This window comes from Georgenia sp. TF02-10, assembly GCF_022759505.1.
GTDB lineage: Bacteria > Actinomycetota > Actinomycetes > Actinomycetales > Actinomycetaceae > TF02-10.
This window is the reverse complement of the sequence record NZ_CP094289.1, coordinates 3,630,911-3,653,280: the sequence shown is the minus strand read 5'-3', so window position 1 is coordinate 3,653,280 and position 22,370 is coordinate 3,630,911. Positions and strand designations below refer to the sequence as shown.

Here is a 22,370-nt window from a genome sequence, read left to right as displayed (position 1 = left end):
CGGGTCACCGGTAGCCGGCCCACGCCGGACGGAGGGCGTCCGGTCCCGTGAGATGATCGGGCTGACCCAGCCACCGCGAGTCACGTCAGGTCGACGCAGCATGTCCTTGTTCGAGTACGACGGGGAGCGCCTCGTCCCGGCCGAGGTCGGGCAGCCGGGCCCCGACGAGATCGCCCCCGAGCTCCTGCAGGCCGTGCGGGATCAGGTCCTCGACGTCGTCCGGCGCCGGCTCTTCCCGGTCCGGTGGCACGACGCGTCGCGCCGGCCCGGCACCCTCGCCAGCGCCGAGCCCTCGCCGCGGCGGCTCACCGCGATGGACGCCGCCGCGCAGGTGGTGACGGTGGAGGTCGTCGACCGGCTGGACGCCGCCGCGCTCGTCGCCGCGCTGTCCCGCTCCGCCCGCAGCGCCGAGCTGGGCTGGGCCGAGCTGGGCGTCCTGTACCCGAGCGGCCCGGCGGCCCTCCGCCGCGACTGGGCCGCCTTCCGGGAGACCGCGCCGGCCCGGCCCGAGCCGGGGCCGCGGCTCATCCTGGTCGCCGCCCGGGTCGCCGACGAGGTGCGTCAGGCGCTCGGGGCGCTCGGCGGCTCGGGGGTGGTCGTCCACGAGATCACCGTGCGGCAGACCGGCAGCGGCCGCCAGCTCCTCGAGGTCACCGAGCTCCGCCCGGACCTGCTCGCGCCGTCCGCGCCCGTGCTCGCCCCGGCCCGGCGCCCCGGCCTGGCCCTGCCCGTCGGCCGAACGGTCGACGACGGCGCCCGCCCCGGCGACGACGGTGCCGAGCCGGGAGCCAACGGTCTCCATCGTGGTGCTGACGGCGACGGCGACCGTTTCCCCGTCGGCACAGACCGCGTCGACGACCGTGCCCACACCGGCACGGACCGCGGCACCGGCGACAGTGCCGTACCGGTCGCAGCCGGGGCCGCGAGGACGTCGGCGCCGGCTGCCTCAGCCGGAGCCGAGCCGGCACCGGCCGCGGGCGGCGGGCAGCGGGTGGTGGGCGGCGGGCAGCGGGTGGGGGGCGGCGAGGAGCCGGCGTCGGCCGCGGACGGGCTGGCCGCCGTCGCCGCGACGCTGGACGAGGACGTGCCCCTGGTGTGGGCCCAGCTGCGGCGCGGGATCCGGCACGAGGCGACCCTCACCACCGCCGGCACGATCGTCGTCGCGGACGGCACGGTGCACACCGACCCCGACGCCGCCGCCCGGGCCGCCTCCGGCCGGCAGGTCGACGGCTGGCGGGTGTGGCGGCTCGGCGGCGAGACCGGCCCGAACCTCGGCGAGGTCCGGGCCGAGCAGACGACGGACGGCCGGAGCTCGGGGCCGAGCTGACGCCTGCTCAGCGCAGCACGTACGCCCGGGACCAGCGACGCAGCTCGCTGTACACCCGCTCCCGCACCGGCCGGGCGGAGAGGGTGACGTCGTGGATCGCGCCGTCGAACCGGGCGAGGGTGACGAGCGGGCCCAGGTGCAGCGCCCGCCGGCGGATCTGCTCCACGTCCAGCACGGTGTCCGTCTCGCGCATCTGGGCCGACCACCGCGGGCTGATCAACGACCGGCCCGAGGTCAGCACGAGCACCGGGCAGGAGATCTGCAGCTCGGCCGCGACCTGCGCGTGCCCGGCCAGCACGGCCGCGAGCCAGCCGGAGCGCACCGGCGCCGAGGGGCTCGTGCGCCACCGGGGCTCTGGGCCCCAGCCGGTGACGAACGGGTCGTCCTCCTCCCCGGTCGGCACCGGCCCGTCCGCGTCGGTCCAGCCCAGCAGGGTCCGCTGGTAGAAGCCGGGGTCCGCCGTCGGGATGACGGCCTTGGGCTGGAGCCGGGCGAGGGAGGAGACGAGCGGGCTGGACACGGTGCGCAGCAGCGCCGAGCCCTGCAGCTCCAGCCAGGGGGAGTTCAGCACGAGGGCGCGCAGCGCCCCGGGGTGGCGGTGCGCCCACAGCGCCGCGGTCAGGCCACCGGTGGAGTGGCCCATCAGGACCAGGTCGGTGCCCACGCCGTGCGCCGCCCGCACCACCCGCAGGGCGGCGTGGATGTCCTCGTCGTAGGTGGACAGGCTCTCGACGTAGCCCCGGGTCTGGTGCTCGCGCAGGGACCGGCCGTACTTGCGCAGGTCCACGGCGTAGAAGGCGGCGCCGAGCGCCGACCACTGCCGGGCCAGCTCGCGCTGGTAGAAGTAGTCGTTCCAGCCGTGCAGGTACAGCACGGCGAAGGTGGGCGTCGAGGGCGTGCCGGGCAGAGCGCCGGGGTCCTCGACCGGGACGTGCCGGACCAGCGTGGCGACGACCTCGCCCTCGTCGTCGTCGTGCAGGGGGAGGGTCCGGGCCTGGAACCCGGAGCCGAGGACGTCCTCGGCCCAGCGGTCCGTCGGCGGGGCGGGCGGGAAGTTGACGGCGTCCTCGGGGACGGCGGCGTCCGGGTCGGGCGGCGGCTCGGCGACGGCGGGCCTGGAGCGGGCTGGCCGGGACCGTTCCTGCCCGGACCGGTCCGGTCGCGACCGGTCCGGCCGCGACCGGAGCGGCCGCGACCGTTCCCGGGGCTCCTCGGGTCGGGACCCGTCCGGCCCGGACCGGTCGACGTCGGGCTCCTTGCTCATGCCGCCATGATGCCGTGCCCGACGACGGGGCGGGCGCCGCCGGGCAGCCGTCGCCGGACCGGGGCCGGCCAGCTGAGGACCGATCAGGTCCGTGCTGGACCGATCAGCGTAGGTACGGCCCGTCGTCGCCGGGCCGGGCCACCGTCGCCGGACCGGCCCGCCGTCGCCGGACCGGGCCGTCAGCGCCGGACCCGGCCCGGCCAGCACAGGACCCGCCCGACCCGTCAGCGCAGGACCGGGGCCACCGAGCGCAGGAACCGGCCCAGGTGGGCGGCGACCTGGTCGTGCTCGATGAGGAAGCCGTCGTGGCCGAACCGGGACCGCAGGTACGCCACCGGGCCGGCGCCCGGCACGGCCGCGGCGATCCGCTCGGACTCTGAAGGCAGGAACAGCCGGTCGGAGTCGACCGCGAGGACCAGCGTCCGCGCCCGGACCTGCGCCAGGGCGGCCTCCACCCCGCCGCGGTCCCGGCCGACGTCGTGGGTGATCATCGCCCGGGTGAGCGTGACGTAGCTGCCGGCGTCGAACCGCAGCGCGAGCTTGCCGGCGTGGTGGTCCAGGTAGGACTGGACCGCGTACCGGCCCCCGCTCAGCGGCTCCTCGGCGTGCTGCGGCAGCCGGCCGAACCGGGCGTCGAGCTCGGCCGGGCTGCGGTAGGTGGTGTGCGCGATCTGGCGGGCCAGGCCCAGCCCGGTGTGCGGGCCCTCGCCCGGGCCCGCGCCGTAGTAGTCCCCGCCGCGCCACCGCGGGTCCAGCTCGATCGCGGCGAGCTGGGTGTGCGCCCAGGCGATCTGCTCGGCGCTGGTCTGGGCGGTGGAGGCGACGACGGCGATCGCGGCCACCCGCTCGGGCGCGGTAACCGCCCACTCCAGCACCCGGTGCCCGCCCATCGAGGGCCCGACGACCAGCGCCCACCGCCCGACGCCGAGGTGGTCGGCGAGTTCGAGCTCGGCCGCGACCTGGTCCCGGACGGTCAGCGTCGGGAAGCGGGACCCCCAGGGGGAGCCGTCCGGCGCGGGGGAGGAGGGCCCGGTCGAGCCCTGGCAACCGCCGAGGACGTTGGGGGCGACCACGAAGTACTTCTCGGTGTCGATGGCCCGGCCCGGCCCCACCACCTGCGACCACCAGCCCGCCCCCGTCGGCTCGCCGGGGTGGCCGGTGACGTGGGAGTCGCCGGTCAGGGCGTGCAGGACCAGGACGGCGTTGTCGCCCGCGGCGTTGAGCTCGCCCCAGGTCTCGTAGGCGAGCCGGACCGCCGGCAGCCGCCCGCCCGCCTCCAGCGGCAGCGGGCCGAGGTCGGCGAAGCGCCGGGGCCCGGGGTCGTCCCCCTCCCGCCAGGCGCCGGTGGCCGGGATGGTGGCCGGGTCGACGGCGCGGCGCACCGGCCGGGCGGGGAGGTGCGGCCCGCCCGCGGCGGCTGGCCCGTGCCGCCCCGGCTCGCGGCCGCCGTCGACGGCGTCCGGACAGCCCGACACCTCAGGCCCCCGCCGCGGTCGCCGTCGCCGCGCCGGTGCCGGTCGCCGTCGCCGTCTCCGCGGTGAAGGACGCGGCGGCGGCCAGGCCGAGCTCGAGGTCGGCGAGGATGTCGTCGATGTGCTCGATGCCGACCGCGAGTCGCACCAGCCCCGGGTTCACGCCGGCGGCCGCGAGGTCCGCCGGGCCGAGCTGGGAGTGCGTGGTGGAGGCGGGGTGGATGACCAGGGAGCGGACGTCGCCGATGTTGGCGACGTTGGAGTGCAGCCGCAGCGCGTCGACGAAGGCCAGGCCCGCGGCATAGCCGCCGGCGAGCTCGAACGCCAGGACGGCGCCGGCGCCCTCGGGCGCGTACCGCTGGGCCTGCTCGTACCAGGGCGAGGAGGGCAGCGAGGCGTAGGCGACCCGGGTGACCTGCTCCTGGCCCTCCAGGAACTCCGCGACCCGCCGGGCGTTGGCCACATGCCGCTCGATCCGCAGGGAGAGCGTCTCCAGCCCCTGGCCGATGAGGAAGGCGTTGAACGGGGAGACCGCGGGCCCCAGGTCCCGCAGCAGCTGCACGCGGGCCTTGAGGATGAACGCCGGGGCGCCGAGGTCCTTGAAGACCAGGCCGTGGTAGCTGGGGTCGGGGGTGTTGTAGGCGGGGAACCGGGCCGGGTCCGCCGACCAGTCGAACGTGCCGCCGTCGACGATCGCACCGGCGATGGACGTGCCGTGCCCGCCGAGGTACTTGGTGGCCGAGTGCACGACGATGTCCGCGCCGTGCGCCAGCGGCTTGATCAGGTAAGGCGTGGCGATGGTGTTGTCCACGACGAGCGGGACCCCCACCTCGTGGGCGACGGCGGCCACGGCGGCGATGTCCAGGACCGAGGACTTGGGGTTGGCGATGGTCTCGCCGAAGAAGAGCTTGGTGTTCTCCCGGGCGGCGGCGCGCCAGGACTCCGGGTCGTCCGGGTCCTCCACGAAGGTGGTGGAGATGCCGTACTTGGGCAGGGTGTTCTGCAGCAGGTTGTACGTGCCGCCGTAGAGGTCGGGGCTGGCGACGACGTGGTCGCCCGCCTCGGCGATGTTGAGGATGGCCAGGGTCTCCGCCGCCTGGCCGGACGCCACGAGCAGACCGCCCACGCCGCCCTCCAGGGCCGCGATCCTGCTCTCCACGGCCTCCTGGGTGGGGTTGGTGATGCGGGTGTAGATCGGCCCGGGCTCGGCGAGGGAGAACCGGCCGGCCGCCTGGGCGGCGTCCTCGAAGACGAAGGAGGTGGTCTGGTAGATCGGCAGGGCCCGCGCGCCGGTGGCGGCGTCGGGCGTCTGGCCGGCGTGGATCTGGAGGGTCTCGAAGGACCAGTCGGGGGTGGCGCTCTCGTTGCTCATCGGTGCTCCTGGGTGGGTGGAGCGGGCAGACGAGGGGCGGTGCCGGTCCCGTCAGCCCGCGCGGAGGTGGGCTGTCGTGACGTGCACGTGCGGAGAGTTGTCCCCGGGCCCAGGGGGCCCGGCCGGCGACGGAGCCGGCGTCAGGGTATGCCGAACGTGCGCGTCGGGCGGCACATTCGACGGGACATGCGGGCGACTCTAGGGGCGGTTCGGCACGTGGCCAACGGGTGGTCGGATGGTGAGACGGGGGCCGGGTGCCGCAGACGGCGGCAGCCAGCCGGCAGGACGCCGGCTGGCTGCACGCGACTCGCGCGGGGTTGAACGGCTGCGGTCGGCAGCGGGTCAGGCCACCCGGCCGTAGCCGAGGGGCGTGCCGTACATCGGCACCTCCTCGACCGTCTTGCCCGGGCTGGGGGCGTGCAGGCGCATGTTCCCGCCCGTGTAGATGGCGACGTGGTAGATCCCCGACGCGCTGCCGTTGTTGCTCCAGAAGATGAGGTCCCCGGGGCGCAGGTCTCCACGGGAGACCCGGGCGGTAGCGGACCACTGGGCCTTGCTCGAGCGCGGCAGGCTCATGCCGGCGGCCCGGTAGGCGCCCTGGGTCAGGCCGGAGCAGTCGTAGCCCGGGTTGCCGGTGCCGCCCCACTGGTAGGGGATGCCGATCTTCGTCCGCGCCCAGGCGATCGCTGCCTGTCCGGCGCTGGCGTTGGCGGGAGGTGCCGGCGCGGGTGCGGGCTCCGGTGCCGGTGCGGGGGCGGGAGCGGGAGCGGGAGCCGGTGCCGGGGCGGGCTCTGGTGCCGGTGCCGGTGCCGGTGCGGGGACGGGTGCCGGTGCGGGGACGGGTGCCGGTGCGGGGACGGGTGCCGGTGCGGGGGCGGGCGCCGGGGCTGGTGCCGGTTCGGGCTCGGGTGCCGGCGCGGGCTCGGTCGCCGGAGCAGGCCCGGGCTCCGGTGCCGGCGCGGGATCAGGCGTGGTGGGCGAAGGCGCCGGGGCGGCCGGCGTCGGGCTCGGCTCCGAGTCCGGGGCCGCCGGGGCAGCGTCACCCGTGACCGGGGTGGACGGCAGCGGTGCGGAGACGACCAGGTCCGTCGGACCAGCGGCCAGATCGCCGTCGGCCGCCGGCTCCTCCGGCACGGCCTCGACCTGCGCGACGAGCTCCAGGCGGGCCCGGCGCTCGGCGTCGAGCGCGTCCTGGCGCTGCTGCTCGAGCTCGACAGTGGTGTTGCGCTGCACCGCGAGCCGGGCGATCAGGTCGCCGCGGCGCTCGGTCGAGCGGGCGAGCTGGGTCTGCGCGGCGGACGCCGCACGCTCGGCCGCGGTGGCGGCGGCCGCGAGGTTCTCGGTCGCCTCCTGCTGCTCGGCGACGGCGGCGTCGGCCCGCTCCTGCAGCGTGCTGGCGACCTGCTCCATCGCCTTGAAGCGCTGCACCTGGCTGTCGGTCTGGTCGCCAAGGCGGCCGAGCGCCGTCGACCGGGCCATGGCCTCGGAGAAGCTCGCCGAGGAGAGGTAAGGGCCGATGCCGCCCACGCTGGCCGCGCCGTCGCGGTAGAGCGCGGCACCGATCCGGCCCAGCTCCTCACGGGCGAGGTCGAGCTCGGCGGCGGCGGCGTCGGCCTCGTCCTGGCGGGCCTTGGCCGCCGCCGTCGCCTCGTCCAGGTCCGCCTGGGACTGCAGGTAGGCCTCGTTCGCCACCTGCGCGGTCACGGCCGCCTCGTCCACCTCGGCGCCGACCTGGGCGAGCTGGACCTCGAGGCCGGCGATCTGCTCGGAGGTGGAGGCCTCGGCGGCCCGCGACGCGTCCACGTCATCCTGGCTGGGGGCGGCGTGCGCCGTGGAGGCAGCCATCGTGCCGGCCATGGCGAGCGCCGCGACCGACGCCAGCGTGCGCCTCATCCCTGCTGCTGTCACAAGCTGTCCTCCATGCCGATCTGCGGCCCGCGCGGCGTGTCGCGTTGACTCGAACAGGTTCCCGGTCCCAGACCGTAGCGGAGATCGGGCAGATTGAGAACACCCGCCTCACTATTCACATCAGTAACACTGCCGCGAGCGGTGCGGTGGGCGGGCTGCTGAGGCAGGGCAACTGCGGGAGATCGCCGGCGAGAGACTCTTGGCATCGGCAAGTGCCGGGAAGGTCAGAGCGCATCACGCCAAGCCCGAAGAGTCAGCACGGAGCACCGGCGTCGCGCAGCACCTTCTGGATGATGGCCACCACCGTCTCCGGGTCGGCGAACTGCCTGCGGTCGACCACCACCACCGTCCAGCCGACGAGCTGCAGCGCGTTGATGCGGGCGCGGTCCCGGGCAATCTGCCGGGGGTCGTCGTGGTGCTTCCCGTCGTACTCCACGATCACGCGCCACTCCGGCCAGGCCATGTCCACCCGGGCCACGAACGCACCGTTGGCGTTGCGCACGACGTACTGGGTCACGGGTCGCGGCAGACCGGCGAGCGTCAGGACGACCCGCAGCATCGACTCCCGCACAGACTCCGCTCCAGGGTCGACGAGCCCGATGGCAGTGGGTACGCGCCGGACGCCCGGGACGCCCGGGTGCGCGGCGGCGATGGACCGGATCTCCTGCGCTGTGCAGCGGGTGGCGCGGACGAGCGCGTCCAGCCTCGCGACGGCGGCGGGGACCTCGGAGCCGCGCGCGACGTCGAAGGCCGTGCGAGCAGGTGTCGTGACGAGGCCGAAAGCGGTCTCGACGACCTCGTCGGGCAGCAGCTGGTCGCTGTGGAGCCGGAGGTACTGGCGTGGGCGCGGACGTCGCGCGGCGGGGAAGTTCACGTCCACGTCCGCGCCGGAGTCGGCCAGGGTGACGCCGTGCACCCACAGGGCACTCATGCAGCACAGCACGGCAGTCCTGGGGAGGACGATACGAGCGGCACGGATCCGGTCGGCGTGCGTGACCTCGCCCGCCACCATGTACACCCCGCGCAGCAAGCGTTGGTACGCGGGGCCGTGTAGCTCTGCGCGGCTGATCAGCGTCAGTGCCGTCGACTCGGCGAAGGGCCCGGCACGGAGCTCCGCGGGTACGTGGTATGACCGGCCCATCGGGCCAGGGTGGCGAGCTTGGCCGGTCGTGCGGGCGTCAGCGGGGGACGTCTGTGGAGGACGGGGAGGCGCTGTGTACGTCGGTGCCGAGCTGCGTCGGTTGACCTCGCTGCTCCACCGCATCGGGTGAGAAGCCGAACCCGGGCCGGTGCGACGAGGCAGCCGTCCATCCTCTGTAGTCGTTTAAGCGCTTTCCCGGGCACGGGAAAGCGCTTAAACGACTACACAGGATGCAGTCGGCCTGCGGTGTCCCGGCCCCCTGGGCTCGGGCCGCTGTCACGTCGGGCTGGGCCCGGACTGAGCGCGGTCAGGAGCGGCCCGGCTCAGACTCGCCGCGTGAGGGCGTGCGGGATCGCCGCCGCGGAGCGGGAAGCTCCTGCTACTCGGGCCGCCCGGCGTCCCCCGCACCGGTCGGGTCGGCGTGCTCCTTGTCGCCGTCGCGGGTGATGGCCTCGTCCGGACGGGCAGCACCGTGGCGGTTGTACCCGTTCTCCTCGGCGCGGGCGTAGGAGCGGCGGATCTCGGCCTCGGCCTCCTCCCGGCCCACCCAGTGCGCGCCCTCGACCGACTTGCCCGGCTCGAGGTCCTTGTAGACCTCGAAGAAGTGCTGGATCTCCAGCCGATGAAACTCACTGACGTCCTCGATGTCGGTCCGCCAGGAGGCTCGCTGGTCGGCAGCCGGCACGCACAGCACCTTGTCGTCCCCGCCGGCCTCGTCCTTCATCCGGAACATGCCGAGCGCACGGCACCGGATCAGGCAGCCGGGGAAGGTGGGCTCCTCCAGCAGGACGAGCGCGTCGAGCGGGTCGCCGTCCTCGCCCAGGGTCTCCTCGATGAAGCCGTAGTCGTCGGGGTAGCGCGTGGAGGTGAACAGCATCCGGTCCAGCCGGATGCGCCCCGTCTCGTGGTCCACCTCGTACTTGTTCCGGTTCCCCTTGGGGATCTCGATCGTGACGTCGAACTCCACGGCTTCCCTTCCTCCGTCACCGGTCCCGGCCGGGCGGCCGAGGCTCGTCGGCGCCGGCATCGACTGGCCGGACCTCGCGAGGCACTAGTGTGGCGCACGCCAACGGCGTCCGTGCCCGTCGGGTGCGGGGCGCCGGTGGCGGTGGCGCCCGGGTGCCGGCCGGGTGCTGCCGGCACGGTCCGGCCCCGGCGACGGCGGCCGGTCCCGACGCTGGCCGCTCCCGACGGCGGCCGGTCCAGGCGGCTCGTCCCGACGGCCGCCGGCACCCGGGCAGCCCGTCGACGGCGGCAGCCGGGGCAGGCGCACGGCGCATAGCCAGCCCGAGCACGAAGGAGACGAGCGTGGGTCGACGCGGGACGATCGCCGCCCTCGCCGTCGTCGCGCTACTCGGCGGTTACGGCACGGCCGACGCGGCCGACGTCGTCCCCGGGGTGCTCACCACCGAGCCCGCGCCGGCCGACCCCGTACCCTTCCCGGGCCTCGCGCTCCCCGGTCCGCTCCAGGCGCCCGAGGTAGCCGGCGCCGACCCCGAGGCGCCCGCGCCCACCACCGCCGGCCTCGAGCAGGCGGTCGCTGCCCTGCAGGAGGACCCGCGGGTCACCGGCAGCGTCGGCGTCGTCGTCGCCGACGGACTGACCGGGGAGACCCTGCTGGCCCAGGACCCCGGCACCGCGCGCACCCCGGCCTCCACGCTGAAGCTGCTCACCGCCGCCGCCGCCCTGGACGCCCTGGGCCCGGCCCGGACGCTGACCACCCGGGTCGTCCAGCCCGAGCCCGACCAGGTCGTCCTCGTCGGCGGCGGGGACGTGCTGCTCGCCGCCGGCGCCGGCGACGGCGCCGCGGTCAACGGCCGGGCCGGGCTCGCCGACCTCGCCGCCGACACCGCCGCCGCCCTCACCGACCAGGGCACCACGAGCGTGCGCGTGAGCCTGGACGACTCCCTCTTCACCGGGCCCACCCTCGCCCCGGGCTGGGGCGGCGCGGACCTGAACTACGTCATGCCCATCCAGGCCCTCGCGGTCGATGCCGGCCGCACCTCGGCGGGCTACCCGGAGGATCCCGCGCTCGACGCCGCCGAGGCCTTCACCGCCGCGCTCGGCGCCGCCGGCGTCACGGTCAGCGGGCCGGTGTCCCGCACCACCGGCTTCGCCGGCAGCGCCGGTGACGCGGCGAGCGAGGCCGAGGGAACGGGCGGGACGGATGCGGCCGACGGCGCTGGTGAGCGTGCGGCCGACGGCGAGGGTGAGCGTGCGGCCGACGGCGAGGGTGAGCGTGAAGCCGACGGCGCGGGCGCGCGTGCGGCCGACGCCGAGAGCGAGCCGGCGGCCGACGGCGCCCCCACCATCGCCACCGCGGAGTCCGCACCCGTCGGTGCCGTCGTCCGGTACGCGCTGAAGGAGTCGGAGAACTCCGTGACCGAGGTCCTGGCCCGGCTCGTCGCGGTGGAGCGCGGCCTGCCCGCGGACTTCGCGGGCGCCGTCGCCGCCGTGCAGGCCCAGCTCAGCGACCTGGGGGTGGACCTGGCCGGCGCGGACCTGCGCGACACCAGCGGCCTGGACATGGCCGGCCGGGTCCCGCCGCGGGCCCTCGCCGACGTCCTGACCCTGGCGGCCACCGGCGGGACGGCTCACGGCGGGACACCCGACGGCGGGTCGGGCACCGCCGAGTCCGACGGCGGCGCCCCCACCCTGGCCGGCCTGCTGCCCGGCCTGCCGGTCGGCGGGCTGGACGGCACGCTGGGGCGCCGGCTGACCGGCGAGGAGGCCGGCCGGGTGCGCGCCAAGACCGGCACCCTGACCGTCGCCTCGGCGCTCGCCGGGACAGTGGTGACCGCCGACGGGCGCCTCCTCGTCTTCGCGGCGCTCGCCGACGGCCTGCAGGTCGGCACCACCCACGGGGCGCGGGCCGCGCTGGACGACTTCGCCGCCACGCTCGCCGGGTGCGGCTGCGGCAGCGGCTAGCTGCGGCGGCAGCCAGCTACGGCGGTTAGGTTGGGGCTATGAGCGCCGCCGTCGACTGGGAGGTCGCGGCCCGCCGCGCCGCCCGCCTCGCCCCGCCCGGTCCGCGCGGGTCCCGCGCCGAGCTGCAGGCCGTGACCGGGATGCTGCGGGGCTCGGCGGCGGAGGCGCCGTCGCACGTGGCCGAGGTGACCGGTCTGCACAGTGCGGCCAGGGCCGCCGCCGCGGCCCCGGTGTACGTGGTCGACCGGCCCCGCTGGGCCCAGGCCAACGTGGAGATGTTCGCCCACCTCACCGGCGACCTGCTGCCCGAGGTGCCCGGCCCGGCCGCGGCCCGGGTCGCTGGGGAGGAGATGGGCGTCGTCCTCGCGCTGCTCGCCCCCCGCGTGCTGGGCCAGTTCGACCCCTTCACCCCCACCGCCCCGCGGCCCGGCCGGCTCGTCCTCGTCGCCCCCAACGTGCTCAGGGTCGAGCGCGACCTCGACCTCGACGCCATGGACTTCCGGCTCTGGGTGTGCCTGCACGAGCAGACCCACGCCGTGCAGTTCGCCGCCGCCCCCTGGCTCGCCGAGCACCTCGCCGGCCGGATGCGGGCCCTGGTCGGCGGGGTGTCCGGCGCCGACGACGGCGGGGACCGGGTCGTCCGCGCGGTGCGGGCGGTGGCGCAGACGGTCGGGTCCGTCCTCGGCGGTCCGGCCGCCCCCGGCCAGGAGCTGGGCGGGGCGCTCGTGGAGGCCTTCCTCAGCGAGGCCGAGCGGGCCGCGATGGCCGAGGTCGTCGCCGTGATGAGCCTGCTCGAGGGGCACGCCGACGTGGTCATGGACGCCGTCGGGCCCGCGTACCTGCCCTCGGTGCGGCGCATCCGGGCCTCCTTCGAGAAGCGCCGCGACGGCACCTCCCTCCCCGACATCCTGCTGCGCCGGCTGCTCGGCATGGACGCCAAGGTCGCCCAGTACCGCAACGGCGCCCGGTTCGTCCGCGACGTCGTCGGGCTCCTCGGGCACGCCGGCCTCAACGCCGTCTGGACCGCCCCCGAGCACCTGCCAACCCCGGAGGAGATCGCCGAGCCCGCCAGCTGGGTGCGGCGCGTGCACGGCTGATGGGCGGCCCGGCGCCCGCCGTCGCCGCCGCCCGCAGCGCGGTGGCCGCCGCGCTGGCGGACCTCCCGCCCGGCAGCCGGGTCCTCGTGGCCTGCTCGGGCGGCCCCGACTCCCTCGCCCTGGCCGCGGCGACGGCGTTCCACGCCCGCCGGGCCGGCCTGCTCGCCGGCGCGGTCGTCGTGGACCACGGGCTGCGGCCGGACTCGGCGACGGCGGCCGCCCGGGCCGCGGCGGCCTGCCGGGAGCTGGGCCTGGAGCCGGTCGAGGTGCGCCGCGTCCACGTCGGCGGGCGGGGGCCCGACGGCGGCGGGGGTGGTCGGCGGGACGACGACGCCGGCTCCGGCGGCGGGCGGGAGTACGACGCCGGCCCCGGCGGCAGGCAGGAGCGCGACGCCGGCCCCGACGGCGGGCAGGAGCCGAGCGGCGGTCCCGAGGCTGCCGCCCGGGCCGCCCGCTACGCCGCGCTGACCGCCGCGGCGAGCGACCACGGCGCCGCCGCCGTCCTGCTCGGGCACACCCTGGAGGACCAGGCCGAGACCGTCCTGCTCGGGCTGGCCCGTGGTTCGGGCGCCCGGTCCCTCGCCGGGATGCCGCCGGTCCGGGGCATCTGGCGCCGCCCCTTTCTCAGCCTGCGCCGCGGCCAGACCGAGGCGGTGTGCCGCGCCCTCGGACTCATCCCGGAAGAAGACCCGACCAACCTGCCGGACGGGCCCTGGCGAGCCGCCGACGGCTCTGCGCTGCGCCGCGCCGCCGTGCGGGCCCAGGCGCTGCCCGCCCTGACCGCCGCCCTGGGGCCCGGCGTCGTCCCGGCTCTGGCCCGCACCGCCGACCAGCTCCGGCGCGACGCCGACCTCCTCGAGGCCCTGGCCGCGGACCTGCTGGCGGCCGCCACCGTCCCCGCACCGCCCGACGCCACCCCACCGACCGCCGTCGTGCTGGACCTCGCCCCGCTGGCCGCGGCCCACCCGGCGCTGCGCACCCGCGCCCTGCACGCCGCCGCCCGGCAGGCCGGCGCCACCCCCGCGGCGCTCGCCGCGGTGCACGTCGGCGCCCTGGACGCCCTGGTCGTCGGCTACCACGGCCAGGGCCGTATCCCGCTGCCCGGCGGGGTCGGGGCCGAGCGGCGGTGTGGCAGGCTTTACCTCGGCCCGGCCGCGGGCCGATGAGGGCCGCCGGCCAAGGGTGAGGAGCGATGTGGACGCAGCCGACATGGGGCAGGACCTCGAGCGGGTCCTCCTGACGCAGGAGCAGATCGAGGACCGGCTGACCGAGATGGCCGCCGAGATCGACGCCGACTACGCCGGCCGGGACCTGCTGCTCGTCGGGGTGCTGCGCGGGGCGGTCATGGTGATGGCCGACCTGTCCCGCCGCCTGCACCTGCCCGTCGAGATGGACTGGATGGCCGTCTCCTCCTACGGCTCGGGGACCAGGTCCTCCGGCGTGGTCCGGATCCTGAAGGACCTCGACACCGACCTGCACGACCGCAACGTCCTCATCGTGGAGGACATCATCGACTCCGGGCTGACCCTGTCCTGGCTGCTCACCAACCTGCAGTCCCGCGGCCCGGCGTCGGTGGAGATCGCCACCCTTCTGCGCAAGCCCGAGGCCGCCAAGGTGGAGGTGCCGGTGCGCTACGTCGGGTTCGACATCCCCACCGAGTTCGTCGTCGGCTACGGCCTGGACTACGCCGAGCGGTACCGGAACCTGCGGTTCGTCGGCACGCTCGCCCCGCACGTCTACGGCGGCTGAGCGGGCGGCGACGGCGGCCGCGGGCCCGGGTGCGGTCGGCGGCACGACGGCGGCGCGGGCCCAGGTGCGGTCGGCGGCACGACGGCGGCGGTCTGGTTGCCGTCCGGCCGCACGATGGCGGCCGGTCTCGGTGCCGGCGGCTCGCACGGGGTGCCCGGGCGGACGACGGCGACCGCCCCCTCGCCGTCGCCGTCGCGCCGCCGGGCGTTCCCGCGGAAGTCCACGGCCGCCGTCGGGAATCCCGCGGGAACAGGGCACGGCCCCGCCCCGTTGACCTGACGTACCGGCGGCCGTCCGGCGCCAGGGGCGCGCCTGCGGGCGCACCCGCGGGGCCCACCGCCGAGGCCCACGCCCTGCGCGAACAGCGGGGGTCGGCGCCGCGTCGCCCGAGCGACGTCGGCTACCGTCGGGGCAGCCGTGCGAGCAGGAGGGACCGGGCGAGGAGCCCACAGTCGATGAACGCCAAGAGCATTTTCCGGGGACCGCTTGTCTGGATCCTCCTCGTCCTCCTGCTGGTCTCCCTGGGCTGGTCCCTCCTCGGGCAGTCCGGCACCAAGCGCATCGACACCTCCCAGGGCCTGGAGCTGCTCGCCGGGGACACCGTCGAGCAGGTCGAGATCACCGAGGGCGCCCAGCGGGTGCGGATGACCCTCAGCGAGCCCTACACCACCGACGACGGCGAGGGCGGGGAGGTCGACAACGGCACCTCGGTGGAGTTCTTCTACGTGGCCCCGCAGGGCCCGGAGGTGGTCGACGCCGTCCGCGCCGCCGACCCCGACCAGGGGTACAACTCCGTCGTGCCGCAGCAGTCCTGGCTGAGCTCGCTGCTGCTGTTCGTGCTCCCGATGGTCATCATCTTCGTCGTCTTCTGGTGGTTCCTGTCCCGGGCCCAGGGCGGCGCCGGCGGGATGATGAAGTTCGGCAAGTCCAAGGCCAGGCTCGTCTCCAAGGAGACCCCCCAGGTCACCTTCGCCGACGTCGCCGGCGAGGACGAGGCGGTCGAGGAGCTGCAGGAGATCAAGGAGTTCCTCGGCGAGCCGGAGAAGTTCCAGGCCGTGGGGGCGAAGATCCCCAAGGGCGTGCTGCTCTACGGCCCGCCCGGGACCGGCAAGACCCTCATCGCCCGGGCCGTCGCCGGCGAGGCAGGCGTGCCGTTCTTCTCCATCTCCGGCTCGGAGTTCGTGGAGATGTTCGTCGGCGTCGGCGCCTCCCGCGTCCGGGACCTGTTCGAGCAGGCCAAGGCCAACGCCCCGGCCATCATCTTCGTCGACGAGATCGACGCCGTCGGCCGGCACCGCGGCGCCGGCATGGGCGGCGGGCACGACGAGCGCGAGCAGACCCTCAACCAGCTCCTGGTGGAGATGGACGGCTTCGACGTCAAGACCAACGTCATCCTCATCGCCGCCACCAACCGCCCCGACGTCCTGGACCCGGCGCTGCTGCGGCCGGGCCGCTTCGACCGGCAGGTCGCCGTCGAGGCCCCGGACCTGCACGGCCGGGCCGCGATCCTGCGCGTGCACGCCCGCGGCAAGCCGATGGCGCCCGGCGTGGACCTGGACATGGTCGCCAAGCGCACCCCCGGCTTCACCGGCGCGGACCTGGCCAACGTGCTGAACGAGGCGGCCCTGCTCACCGCCCGCTCCGACGCCCAGCTCATCGACGACCGCGCGCTGGACGAGGCGATCGACCGCGTCGTCGCCGGCCCGCAGAAGCGCACCCGGGTGATGAACGAGAAGGAGCAGAAGGTCACCGCCTACCACGAGGGCGGGCACGCCCTGGCCGCGGCCGCCCTGCGCTACACCGACCCGGTGACCAAGGTGACGATCCTGCCCCGCGGGCGGGCGCTGGGCTACACCATGGTGATGCCCACCGAGGACAAGTACTCCACCTCCCGCAACGAGCTGCTCGACCAGCTCGCCTACGCCATGGGCGGGCGGGTCGCCGAGGAGATCGTCTTCCACGACCCGACCACCGGCGCGGCGAACGACATCGAGAAGGCCACCGCCATCGCCCGCAAGATGGTCACCGAGTACGGCATGAGCGACCGGGTGGGCGCGATCAAGCTCGGCCAGAGCCAGGGCGAGCCGTTCCTGGGCCGGGACTTCGGCCACGAGCGGGACTACTCCGACGACGTCGCCCGGATCGTCGACGAGGAGACCCGCCGGCTGATCGAGAGCGCGCACGACGAGGCCTGGGAGATCCTCACCCAGTACCGCCACGTCCTGGACCACCTGGTGCTGCGGCTGCTGGAGCAGGAGACCCTGAACGAGGCCGAGCTGCGCGAGGTCTTCGCGCCGGTCGGCAAGCGCCCGCCCCGGCCGGTCTGGCTCTCCTCCGACGGCCGTCCGGTCAGCGACCTGCCGCCGGTGCTCACCGCCGCCGAGCGGGCCCGCGGGGAGCAGATGCGGCCCGAGGACCAGGCCGCCGCCGCGGGGGAGACCCCGCTCGACGGCATCGGCCAGGTCCCCGGCGGCGGCCGGGTCGGCGGCCCGGCCGAGGGCTTGTGATGGCCGACGGCGCCCCGACCAGCCGGAACGGCGTGGCGGCCGGCAGCGGGGCTGCGATGGCCGACGACGCCGCGGCCGGCGCCGCCCGGGCCGGGCTGGCCACCGACTCCGCCCCGCTGCACGACGGCGACGGCCGGCAGGCCCGGCCCTACGACGCCGACGGCGTGCGCCGCGCGGTGCGGGACCTGCTCCGCGCCGTCGGCGAGGACCCGGACCGGGACGGCCTGGTCGGCACCCCGGAGCGCGTCGCCCGCGCCTACGCGGAGATGTTCGCCGGGCTGGCCGAGGACCCCGCCGACCACCTCGAGGCCGTGTTCGACATCGGCCACGAGGAGATGGTCATCGTCAAGGACATCCCGGTGTACTCCGTCTGCGAGCACCACCTGCTGCCGTTCCACGGCGTGGCGCACGTGGGGTACATCCCGGCCGCCGACGGGCGGGTCACCGGGCTGAGCAAGCTCGCCCGCCTGGTCGAGGGCTACGCCCGCCGGCCCCAGGTCCAGGAGCGGCTCACCGCCCAGGTCGCCGACGCCATCGTGGCCCGGCTGGCGCCGCGCGGCGCGCTCGTGGTGGTCGAGGCCGAGCACCTGTGCATGTCCATGCGCGGGGTGCACAAGCCCGGCGCGCGGACCATCACCTCCGCCGTCCGCGGCCAGATGCGCAACGCGGCCACCCGCGCCGAGGCGATGAGCCTCATGGTGCGCGGCTGACCCGCGGTTAACCTCCGGCAGACCCCCCGTTAGCCTGAGACGGTGAACACCGCCCCGGTCCCGCTGCCCGGCGCACCGACCGACCGCACGCTCGTCATGGGCATCGTCAACGTCACCCCGGACTCCTTCTCCGACGGCGGGCAGTGGTTCGACACCGACGTCGCCATCGCCCACGCCCGGCACCTGCGCACCCAGGGCGCGGACATCGTCGACGTCGGCGGGGAGTCCACCCGCCCCGGCGCCTCCGGCGTCGCGCCCGAGGAGGAGATCGACCGCGTCGTGCCGGTGGTGGCCGCCCTCGCCGGCGACGGGGCGACGGTCAGCGTCGACACCGTGCACGCCGCCACCGCCGCGGCCGCCACCGCCGCCGGCGCCCGCATCGTCAACGACGTCTCCGGCGGGCTCGCCGACCCGGCCCTCCCGGCCGCCGTCGCCCGGGCCGGCGCCGTCTACGTCCTGGGGCACTGGCGCGGCACCCCCGCCACCATGACCTCCCTGGCCCGCTACGACGACGTCGTCGCCGAGGTGCGCGCCGAGCTCACCGACCGGGTCGGCGCCGCCCGCGCCGCCGGGGTGCCCGCCGAGAAGATCGTCCTCGACCCCGGCCTGGGCTTCGCCAAGGACGCCGCGCACAACTGGCGCCTGCTGGCTCACCTCGACGCCCTCGCCGGGCTCGGCCACCCGGTGCTCGTGGGCGCCTCCCGCAAGCGGTTCCTCGCCGGCGTCGTCCCCGACCGGCTCGCCGCGGAGCCGCTGGCCCGGGACAACGCCACCGCCGCGGTCAGCGCCCTGGCCGCCGCCGCTGGCGCGTGGGCGGTGCGGGTGCACGAGGTCTCCACCACCGTCGACGCCGTCCGGGTGGCCGCCGCCTGGCGGGCCGGGCGGTGACCGGCCCCGTCCTGGCCCCGGACGGCACCGCGTTAGACCAGGTCCGGCTGCGCGGCCTGCGGGCCCACGGCCGCCACGGCGTCCTGCCGCACGAGCGCGCCCACGGCCAGCCCTTCCTCGCCGACGTCGTCCTGCACCTGGACACCCGCGCGGCGGCCGCCACCGACGACCTCGCCGCCACGGTCAGCTACGCCGACGTCGCCGCCGACGTCGTCGCGGTCCTCGCCGGGCCGCCGGTGGACCTGCTCGAGACCCTCGCCCAGCGGGTCGCCGACACCGCCCTCGGCCGGCCCGGGGTGCACGCCGTCGACGTCACCGTCCGCAAGCCGCACGCGCCGCTGACCGTCGCCTTCGACGACGTCGCGGTGCGCGTCCGCCGGCACGCCCGGCCGGTGGCCCTCACCCGCCGGCCCGCCGCGCCCGTCCCCGCCGTGCTGGCCCTGGGCGGCAACCTCGGCGACCCGGCCGCCGCCCTGCGCGCCGCCGTCGCCGCGCTGCGCACCGCCGCCGGGGTCACGGTCACCGCCGTCTCCCCGCTGGTGCGCACCGCCCCGGTCCTCGCCCCCGGCCAGCCCCGGCAGCCCGACTACCTCAACGCCGTCGTCCTGCTCGCCACCACCCTGGCCCCGGTGGAGCTCCTCGACCTCGCCCACGTCCTGGAGGACGCCGCGGGCCGGACCCGGGCCGAGCGGTGGGGGCCGCGCACCCTCGACGTCGACGTCGTCAGCGTCGCCGACCTGGTGGTCGCGGACCCCGGGCTGACCCTGCCGCACCCGCGGGCCCACGCCCGGGCGTTCGTGCTGGTGCCGTGGGCGGCGGCGGACCCGGCGGCGGTGCTCCGCGGCCCGCGCGGCGGGCCCGTGGCGGAGCTGGCCGCCGCGGTCGCCGACCAGGACGTGGCGCCGGTGGCGGCGGACTGGGCCGGTCCGGGGGAGGGCTGATGCGGCGCACGACCTGGCAGTCCCTGGTCCTGACCGCCCTGGTGGTCGGCGTGCTGGCGTACCTGGTGCTCGCCGGGCTGGACGGGCGCGGGTACCTGCCGATCCCGGTGCCGCTGGTGAGCGCCCTCGGGCCGGCCGCGGTCGCCGTCGTCCTGCTCTACCTCGGCCGCGGCGTCCGGCGCCTGGTCCGCCGGGAGGCGACCTGGGTCACCCCGATCGGGGCCGCCCGGGTGGTCGCGCTCGCGCAGGCCAGCGCCCTGGTCGGGGCCGCGTTCGCCGGCTACTTCGCCGCCCAGCTCCTGCTCGCGCTGGGCAACCTCGGCGCGCCGCTGCCGCAGGCCCAGGCCTGGGCGGCCGGGCTGGCCCTGCTGGCCTGCCTGGCGCTGATCGTCGTCGCGCTGGTGGTGGAGGCGTGGTGCCGCATCCCGCCCGAGGACGACGACGGCCCGGACCACCCGGGCCCGGGCCAGGCCAGCGCGGCCTGAGTCTGGGCTGGCGCGGGAAGCCCCGCCGCCGCGGGCACGGCATGTGCCAGGCTGGGACGTCGTCGACCAGCAGGAGCAGCACATGACCACGACCCCCGCCGGGCCCGCCGGCACCGGGACGCGGCCCCCCGTGGCGTCCCCGTTCGACCTGCCCGGCGTCACCTTCACCCCGGTGTCCACCGGCCTGGTCACCGCCCGCCTCGTCGCCATGGCGTTGTGGATGGTGCTGCCGCTGGCCGGGGGCATCGTGCTGGGCGTCCTCGTCGGCGGGTGGACCTGGCTGGTCACCGCCGCCGTCGTCGTGGACCTGGCCTGGTCGGCCTGGCTCATCCCGCGCCAGGTCCGGGCGATCGGGTACGCCGAGGCCGAGGACGACCTTCTCATCCGCAAGGGCATCCTCTTCCGGTCCCTCACCGTCGTCCCCTACGGGCGGATGCAGTTCGTGGACGTGGCCGCCGGCCCGCTGGACCGCCGCTGCGGGGTGGCCACCGTGCAGCTGCACACCGCCTCCGCCTCCACCGACGCCAAGGTCCCCGGCCTGCCGCCGGCCGACGCGGCTCGGCTGCGTGACCGCCTCACCGCGCGCGGCGAGGCGAAGCTGGCCGGCCTGTGAGCGAGGACGTGCGCCCGGGTGCCGGCGGTGGCCCGCGGGGTGCCGACGTCGGCCCGCCGGGCGAGGAGCGCGCGCCCGCCGTCGCAGGCCCCACGGGGGGCGAGGAGATGCCCACCGGCAGCCGCGGACCCGACGGCGCGGCCGCCGTCGGCAGGCGCGGTCCGGACGGTGCGCCCGCCGTCGGTCGCGGTCCCGGCGACGCCCCCGCCGACGCCCCGGACGCTCCCCTCGCCGGCGAGCCCGTCGACGGCGGCCCGTGGCGCCGGGTGCACAAGGTCACCCCGCTGCTCAACGCCTGGAAGGTCGTCGTCGGCGTCCTCGCCTTCCTGGCGTGGCAGGTCACCGACCAGATCGACTCGGTGCCGGACGAGCTGTGGCAGACCGTGAGCCGGTACCGCAGCATGGCCCTGCTCGGCGTGCTCGGCCTGCTGCTCATCGTCGCGCTGGTCGCCGGCGTCTACTCGGTGCTCGCCTGGCGCCGGACGAAGTTCGCCGTCACGGCCCGGTCGGTGGACCTGCACACCGGCATCCTGTTCCGCCAGGAGCGGCACGCCCGGCTGAACCGCATCCAGGCGGTCGACGTCGTCCAGCCCCTGCTGGGCCGGCTCCTCGGCCTGGGCCAGGTGCGGGTCGAGACCGCCGGCAGCGGGGAGTCCAACGTCATCATCGGCTACCTCCGCGAGGAGGAGACCCAGGACCTGCGCAACGAGATCATGGCCCGCGCGGCAGGCCTGGAGGTGCCCCCGGCCGGCGCCGGCACCGCCGCTGACGGCGGCGCCGGCGCCGGTCCCGACGCCCCGCCCGCCCGGGTCGCCGCCGCCCCCGAGCAGGAGATCCTGCAGGTCCCGCCCACGCGGATCGTCGGCGGACTGGTCCTCGGCGGCGCCCTGCCCGTCTTCGTCCTGGTGCTCGCCGGCCTGGCCGTCGTCGCCGTCTGGACCGGCAGCTCCGCGACCCTGTTCGGCGCGCTCCCGGCGCTGGTGGGCTGGGGCGGGTACCTGTGGGGCCGGTTCGCCGGGGAGTTCAACTTCCGCTCCGCGCTCTCGCCCGACGGCATCCGGCTCCGGCACGGCCTGCTGGAGACCCGGACCCAGACCGTGCCGCCCGGGCGGGTGCAGGCCGTCTCGCTGACCCAGCCGCTGCTCTGGCGGCGCAAGGGCTGGTGGCGGGTGCAGATGAACGTGGCCGGCTACGGGTCCGAGACCGCTACCGGCAACGCGCCAGTGGAGACCGTGCTCCTGCCGGTCGGGGACCGCGGCGCGGCGCTGACCTCGCTCTGGCTGGTCGTGCCCGACCTGGGGGTCGAGGACGTCCCGGCGGTGCTGGACGCGGCCCTGGTGGGCGACGGCGACGACGCCGGCTTCCTCACCAGCCCCGCCTCGGCGCGGTGGCTGGACCCGTTCACCTGGCGGCGCCTGGGCGTCCGGATCACCGGCACCGCGATGCTCCTGCGCAGCGGCCGGCTGACCCGCTCGCTCATCGTGGTGCCGCACGAGCGCACCCAGTCCCTCGCGCTGACCCAGGGACCGCTGGAGCGCCGGTTCGGGCTGGCGAACCTGTTCGCGCACTCGGTGCCCGGACCGGTGACCCCAGTTGTGTACCACCTGGCCGCCCCGGCGGCCCGGGACCTGCTCCTGGAGCAGGCTGCGCGGGCCCGCACCGCCCGCGCCGCCGAGGGGCCGGAGGAGTGGATGCGGCGCGTCGCCCCCGCTGTCGCCGAGGAGGGCGAGGACGCGGGCGAGGCGGAGCTCCTCGACGGCGGGGACGGGTCCCGGATGCCGGACGGCCCCGGCGCGGGCGGGTCCGGCGCGTCGGACAATGCTGGTGCTCCGGACGGCTCCCGCGAGCCGGCCGGGTTCGGCGTCCCGGACCACCCTCGGGAGCCGAACGAGCCTCGCGTGCCGGGCGGCCCCGCACCGCAAAGCCCCCGCGTCCCGGACGGTCCCGCAGCCGAGAGATGATAGGGAC

General features: G+C 76.5%; 18 protein-coding genes. 12 read left to right on the top strand and 6 right to left on the bottom strand.

All coding sequences use genetic code 11. The annotated features are described in order from the left end of the window. Positions 1-100: 100 nt before the first annotated feature. A complete protein-coding gene (locus MF406_RS16650; protein ID WP_242895724.1) occupies positions 101-1,327 on the top strand; it encodes a hypothetical protein in 1,227 nt (408 codons plus the stop codon). Between the two features lie 7 nt (positions 1,328-1,334). Here MF406_RS16650 and MF406_RS16645 read toward each other — a convergent pair whose 3' ends face one another. The 6 genes from MF406_RS16645 to MF406_RS16620 form a co-directional block, all read right to left on the bottom strand. Continuing rightward, positions 1,335-2,591: an alpha/beta hydrolase gene (locus tag MF406_RS16645; protein WP_242895723.1), complete on the bottom strand. Its 1,257-nt coding sequence runs from the start codon at positions 2,589-2,591 to the stop codon at positions 1,335-1,337. 224 nt (positions 2,592-2,815) lie between these two features. Continuing rightward, positions 2,816-3,973 (bottom strand): homoserine O-acetyltransferase, encoded by a 1,158-nt coding sequence (locus MF406_RS16640; RefSeq protein WP_242897856.1) that lies wholly within the window; start codon positions 3,971-3,973, stop codon positions 2,816-2,818. Between the two features lie 94 nt (positions 3,974-4,067). Then, entirely contained in the window at positions 4,068-5,435 is a 1,368-nt protein-coding gene (locus MF406_RS16635; protein WP_242895722.1) for a bifunctional o-acetylhomoserine/o-acetylserine sulfhydrylase, read from the bottom strand. Positions 5,436-5,777: 342 nt separating this feature from the next. After that, positions 5,778-7,328: an NlpC/P60 family protein gene (locus tag MF406_RS16630; RefSeq protein WP_242895721.1), complete on the bottom strand. Its 1,551-nt coding sequence runs from the start codon at positions 7,326-7,328 to the stop codon at positions 5,778-5,780. Positions 7,329-7,596: 268 nt separating this feature from the next. Then, positions 7,597-8,274, bottom strand: coding sequence for a DUF559 domain-containing protein (locus tag MF406_RS16625; protein ID WP_242895720.1), 678 nt, complete (start codon positions 8,272-8,274; stop codon positions 7,597-7,599). A 589-nt stretch (positions 8,275-8,863) separates the two neighbouring features. After that, positions 8,864-9,451 (bottom strand): inorganic diphosphatase, encoded by a 588-nt coding sequence (locus tag MF406_RS16620; protein WP_242895719.1) that lies wholly within the window; start codon positions 9,449-9,451, stop codon positions 8,864-8,866. Positions 9,452-9,792: 341 nt separating this feature from the next. Here MF406_RS16620 and MF406_RS16615 point away from each other — a divergent pair, with 341 nt between their 5' ends. From MF406_RS16615 to MF406_RS18935, 11 genes are all read left to right on the top strand, one after another. Next, positions 9,793-11,412 (top strand): D-alanyl-D-alanine carboxypeptidase/D-alanyl-D-alanine-endopeptidase, encoded by a 1,620-nt coding sequence (locus MF406_RS16615; RefSeq protein ID WP_242895718.1) that lies wholly within the window; start codon positions 9,793-9,795, stop codon positions 11,410-11,412. A 38-nt stretch (positions 11,413-11,450) separates the two neighbouring features. Then, positions 11,451-12,509, top strand: coding sequence for a zinc-dependent metalloprotease (locus MF406_RS16610; protein WP_242895717.1), 1,059 nt, complete (start codon positions 11,451-11,453; stop codon positions 12,507-12,509). Next, on the top strand, positions 12,509-13,675 hold the full coding sequence (locus MF406_RS16605) for an ATP-binding protein (RefSeq protein ID WP_242895716.1): 1,167 nt from the start codon (positions 12,509-12,511) through the stop codon (positions 13,673-13,675). Before MF406_RS16610 ends, MF406_RS16605 begins: the two co-directional genes overlap by 1 nt. A 28-nt stretch (positions 13,676-13,703) precedes the next feature. Further along, a complete protein-coding gene (hpt, locus tag MF406_RS16600) occupies positions 13,704-14,258 on the top strand; it encodes a hypoxanthine phosphoribosyltransferase (RefSeq protein ID WP_242895715.1) in 555 nt (184 codons plus the stop codon). Between the two features lie 455 nt (positions 14,259-14,713). Further along, positions 14,714-16,765 carry an ATP-dependent zinc metalloprotease FtsH gene (ftsH, locus tag MF406_RS16595; protein ID WP_242895714.1) on the top strand — a complete coding sequence of 684 codons (2,052 nt, stop codon included), beginning with the start codon at positions 14,714-14,716 and terminating at the stop codon, positions 16,763-16,765. 56 nt (positions 16,766-16,821) lie between these two features. After that, complete coding sequence (gene folE / locus MF406_RS16590; protein WP_371744676.1) at positions 16,822-17,475, top strand: GTP cyclohydrolase I FolE; 654 nt, start codon at positions 16,822-16,824, stop codon at positions 17,473-17,475. Between the two features lie 42 nt (positions 17,476-17,517). Then, positions 17,518-18,363: a dihydropteroate synthase gene (folP, locus tag MF406_RS16585; protein ID WP_371744534.1), complete on the top strand. Its 846-nt coding sequence runs from the start codon at positions 17,518-17,520 to the stop codon at positions 18,361-18,363. Next, positions 18,360-19,304 (top strand): 2-amino-4-hydroxy-6-hydroxymethyldihydropteridine diphosphokinase, encoded by a 945-nt coding sequence (gene folK, locus MF406_RS16580; RefSeq protein ID WP_242895712.1) that lies wholly within the window; start codon positions 18,360-18,362, stop codon positions 19,302-19,304. The genes folP and folK overlap by 4 nt, the downstream gene beginning before the upstream one ends. Beyond that, a complete protein-coding gene (locus MF406_RS16575) occupies positions 19,304-19,789 on the top strand; it encodes a DUF3180 family protein (RefSeq protein ID WP_242895711.1) in 486 nt (161 codons plus the stop codon). Before folK ends, MF406_RS16575 begins: the two co-directional genes overlap by 1 nt. An 82-nt stretch (positions 19,790-19,871) precedes the next feature. After that, positions 19,872-20,402, top strand: coding sequence for a PH domain-containing protein (locus MF406_RS16570; RefSeq protein ID WP_242895710.1), 531 nt, complete (start codon positions 19,872-19,874; stop codon positions 20,400-20,402). Next, positions 20,399-22,363: a PH domain-containing protein gene (locus tag MF406_RS18935; protein ID WP_305852973.1), complete on the top strand. Its 1,965-nt coding sequence runs from the start codon at positions 20,399-20,401 to the stop codon at positions 22,361-22,363. Before MF406_RS16570 ends, MF406_RS18935 begins: the two co-directional genes overlap by 4 nt. Positions 22,364-22,370 lie beyond the last annotated feature (7 nt).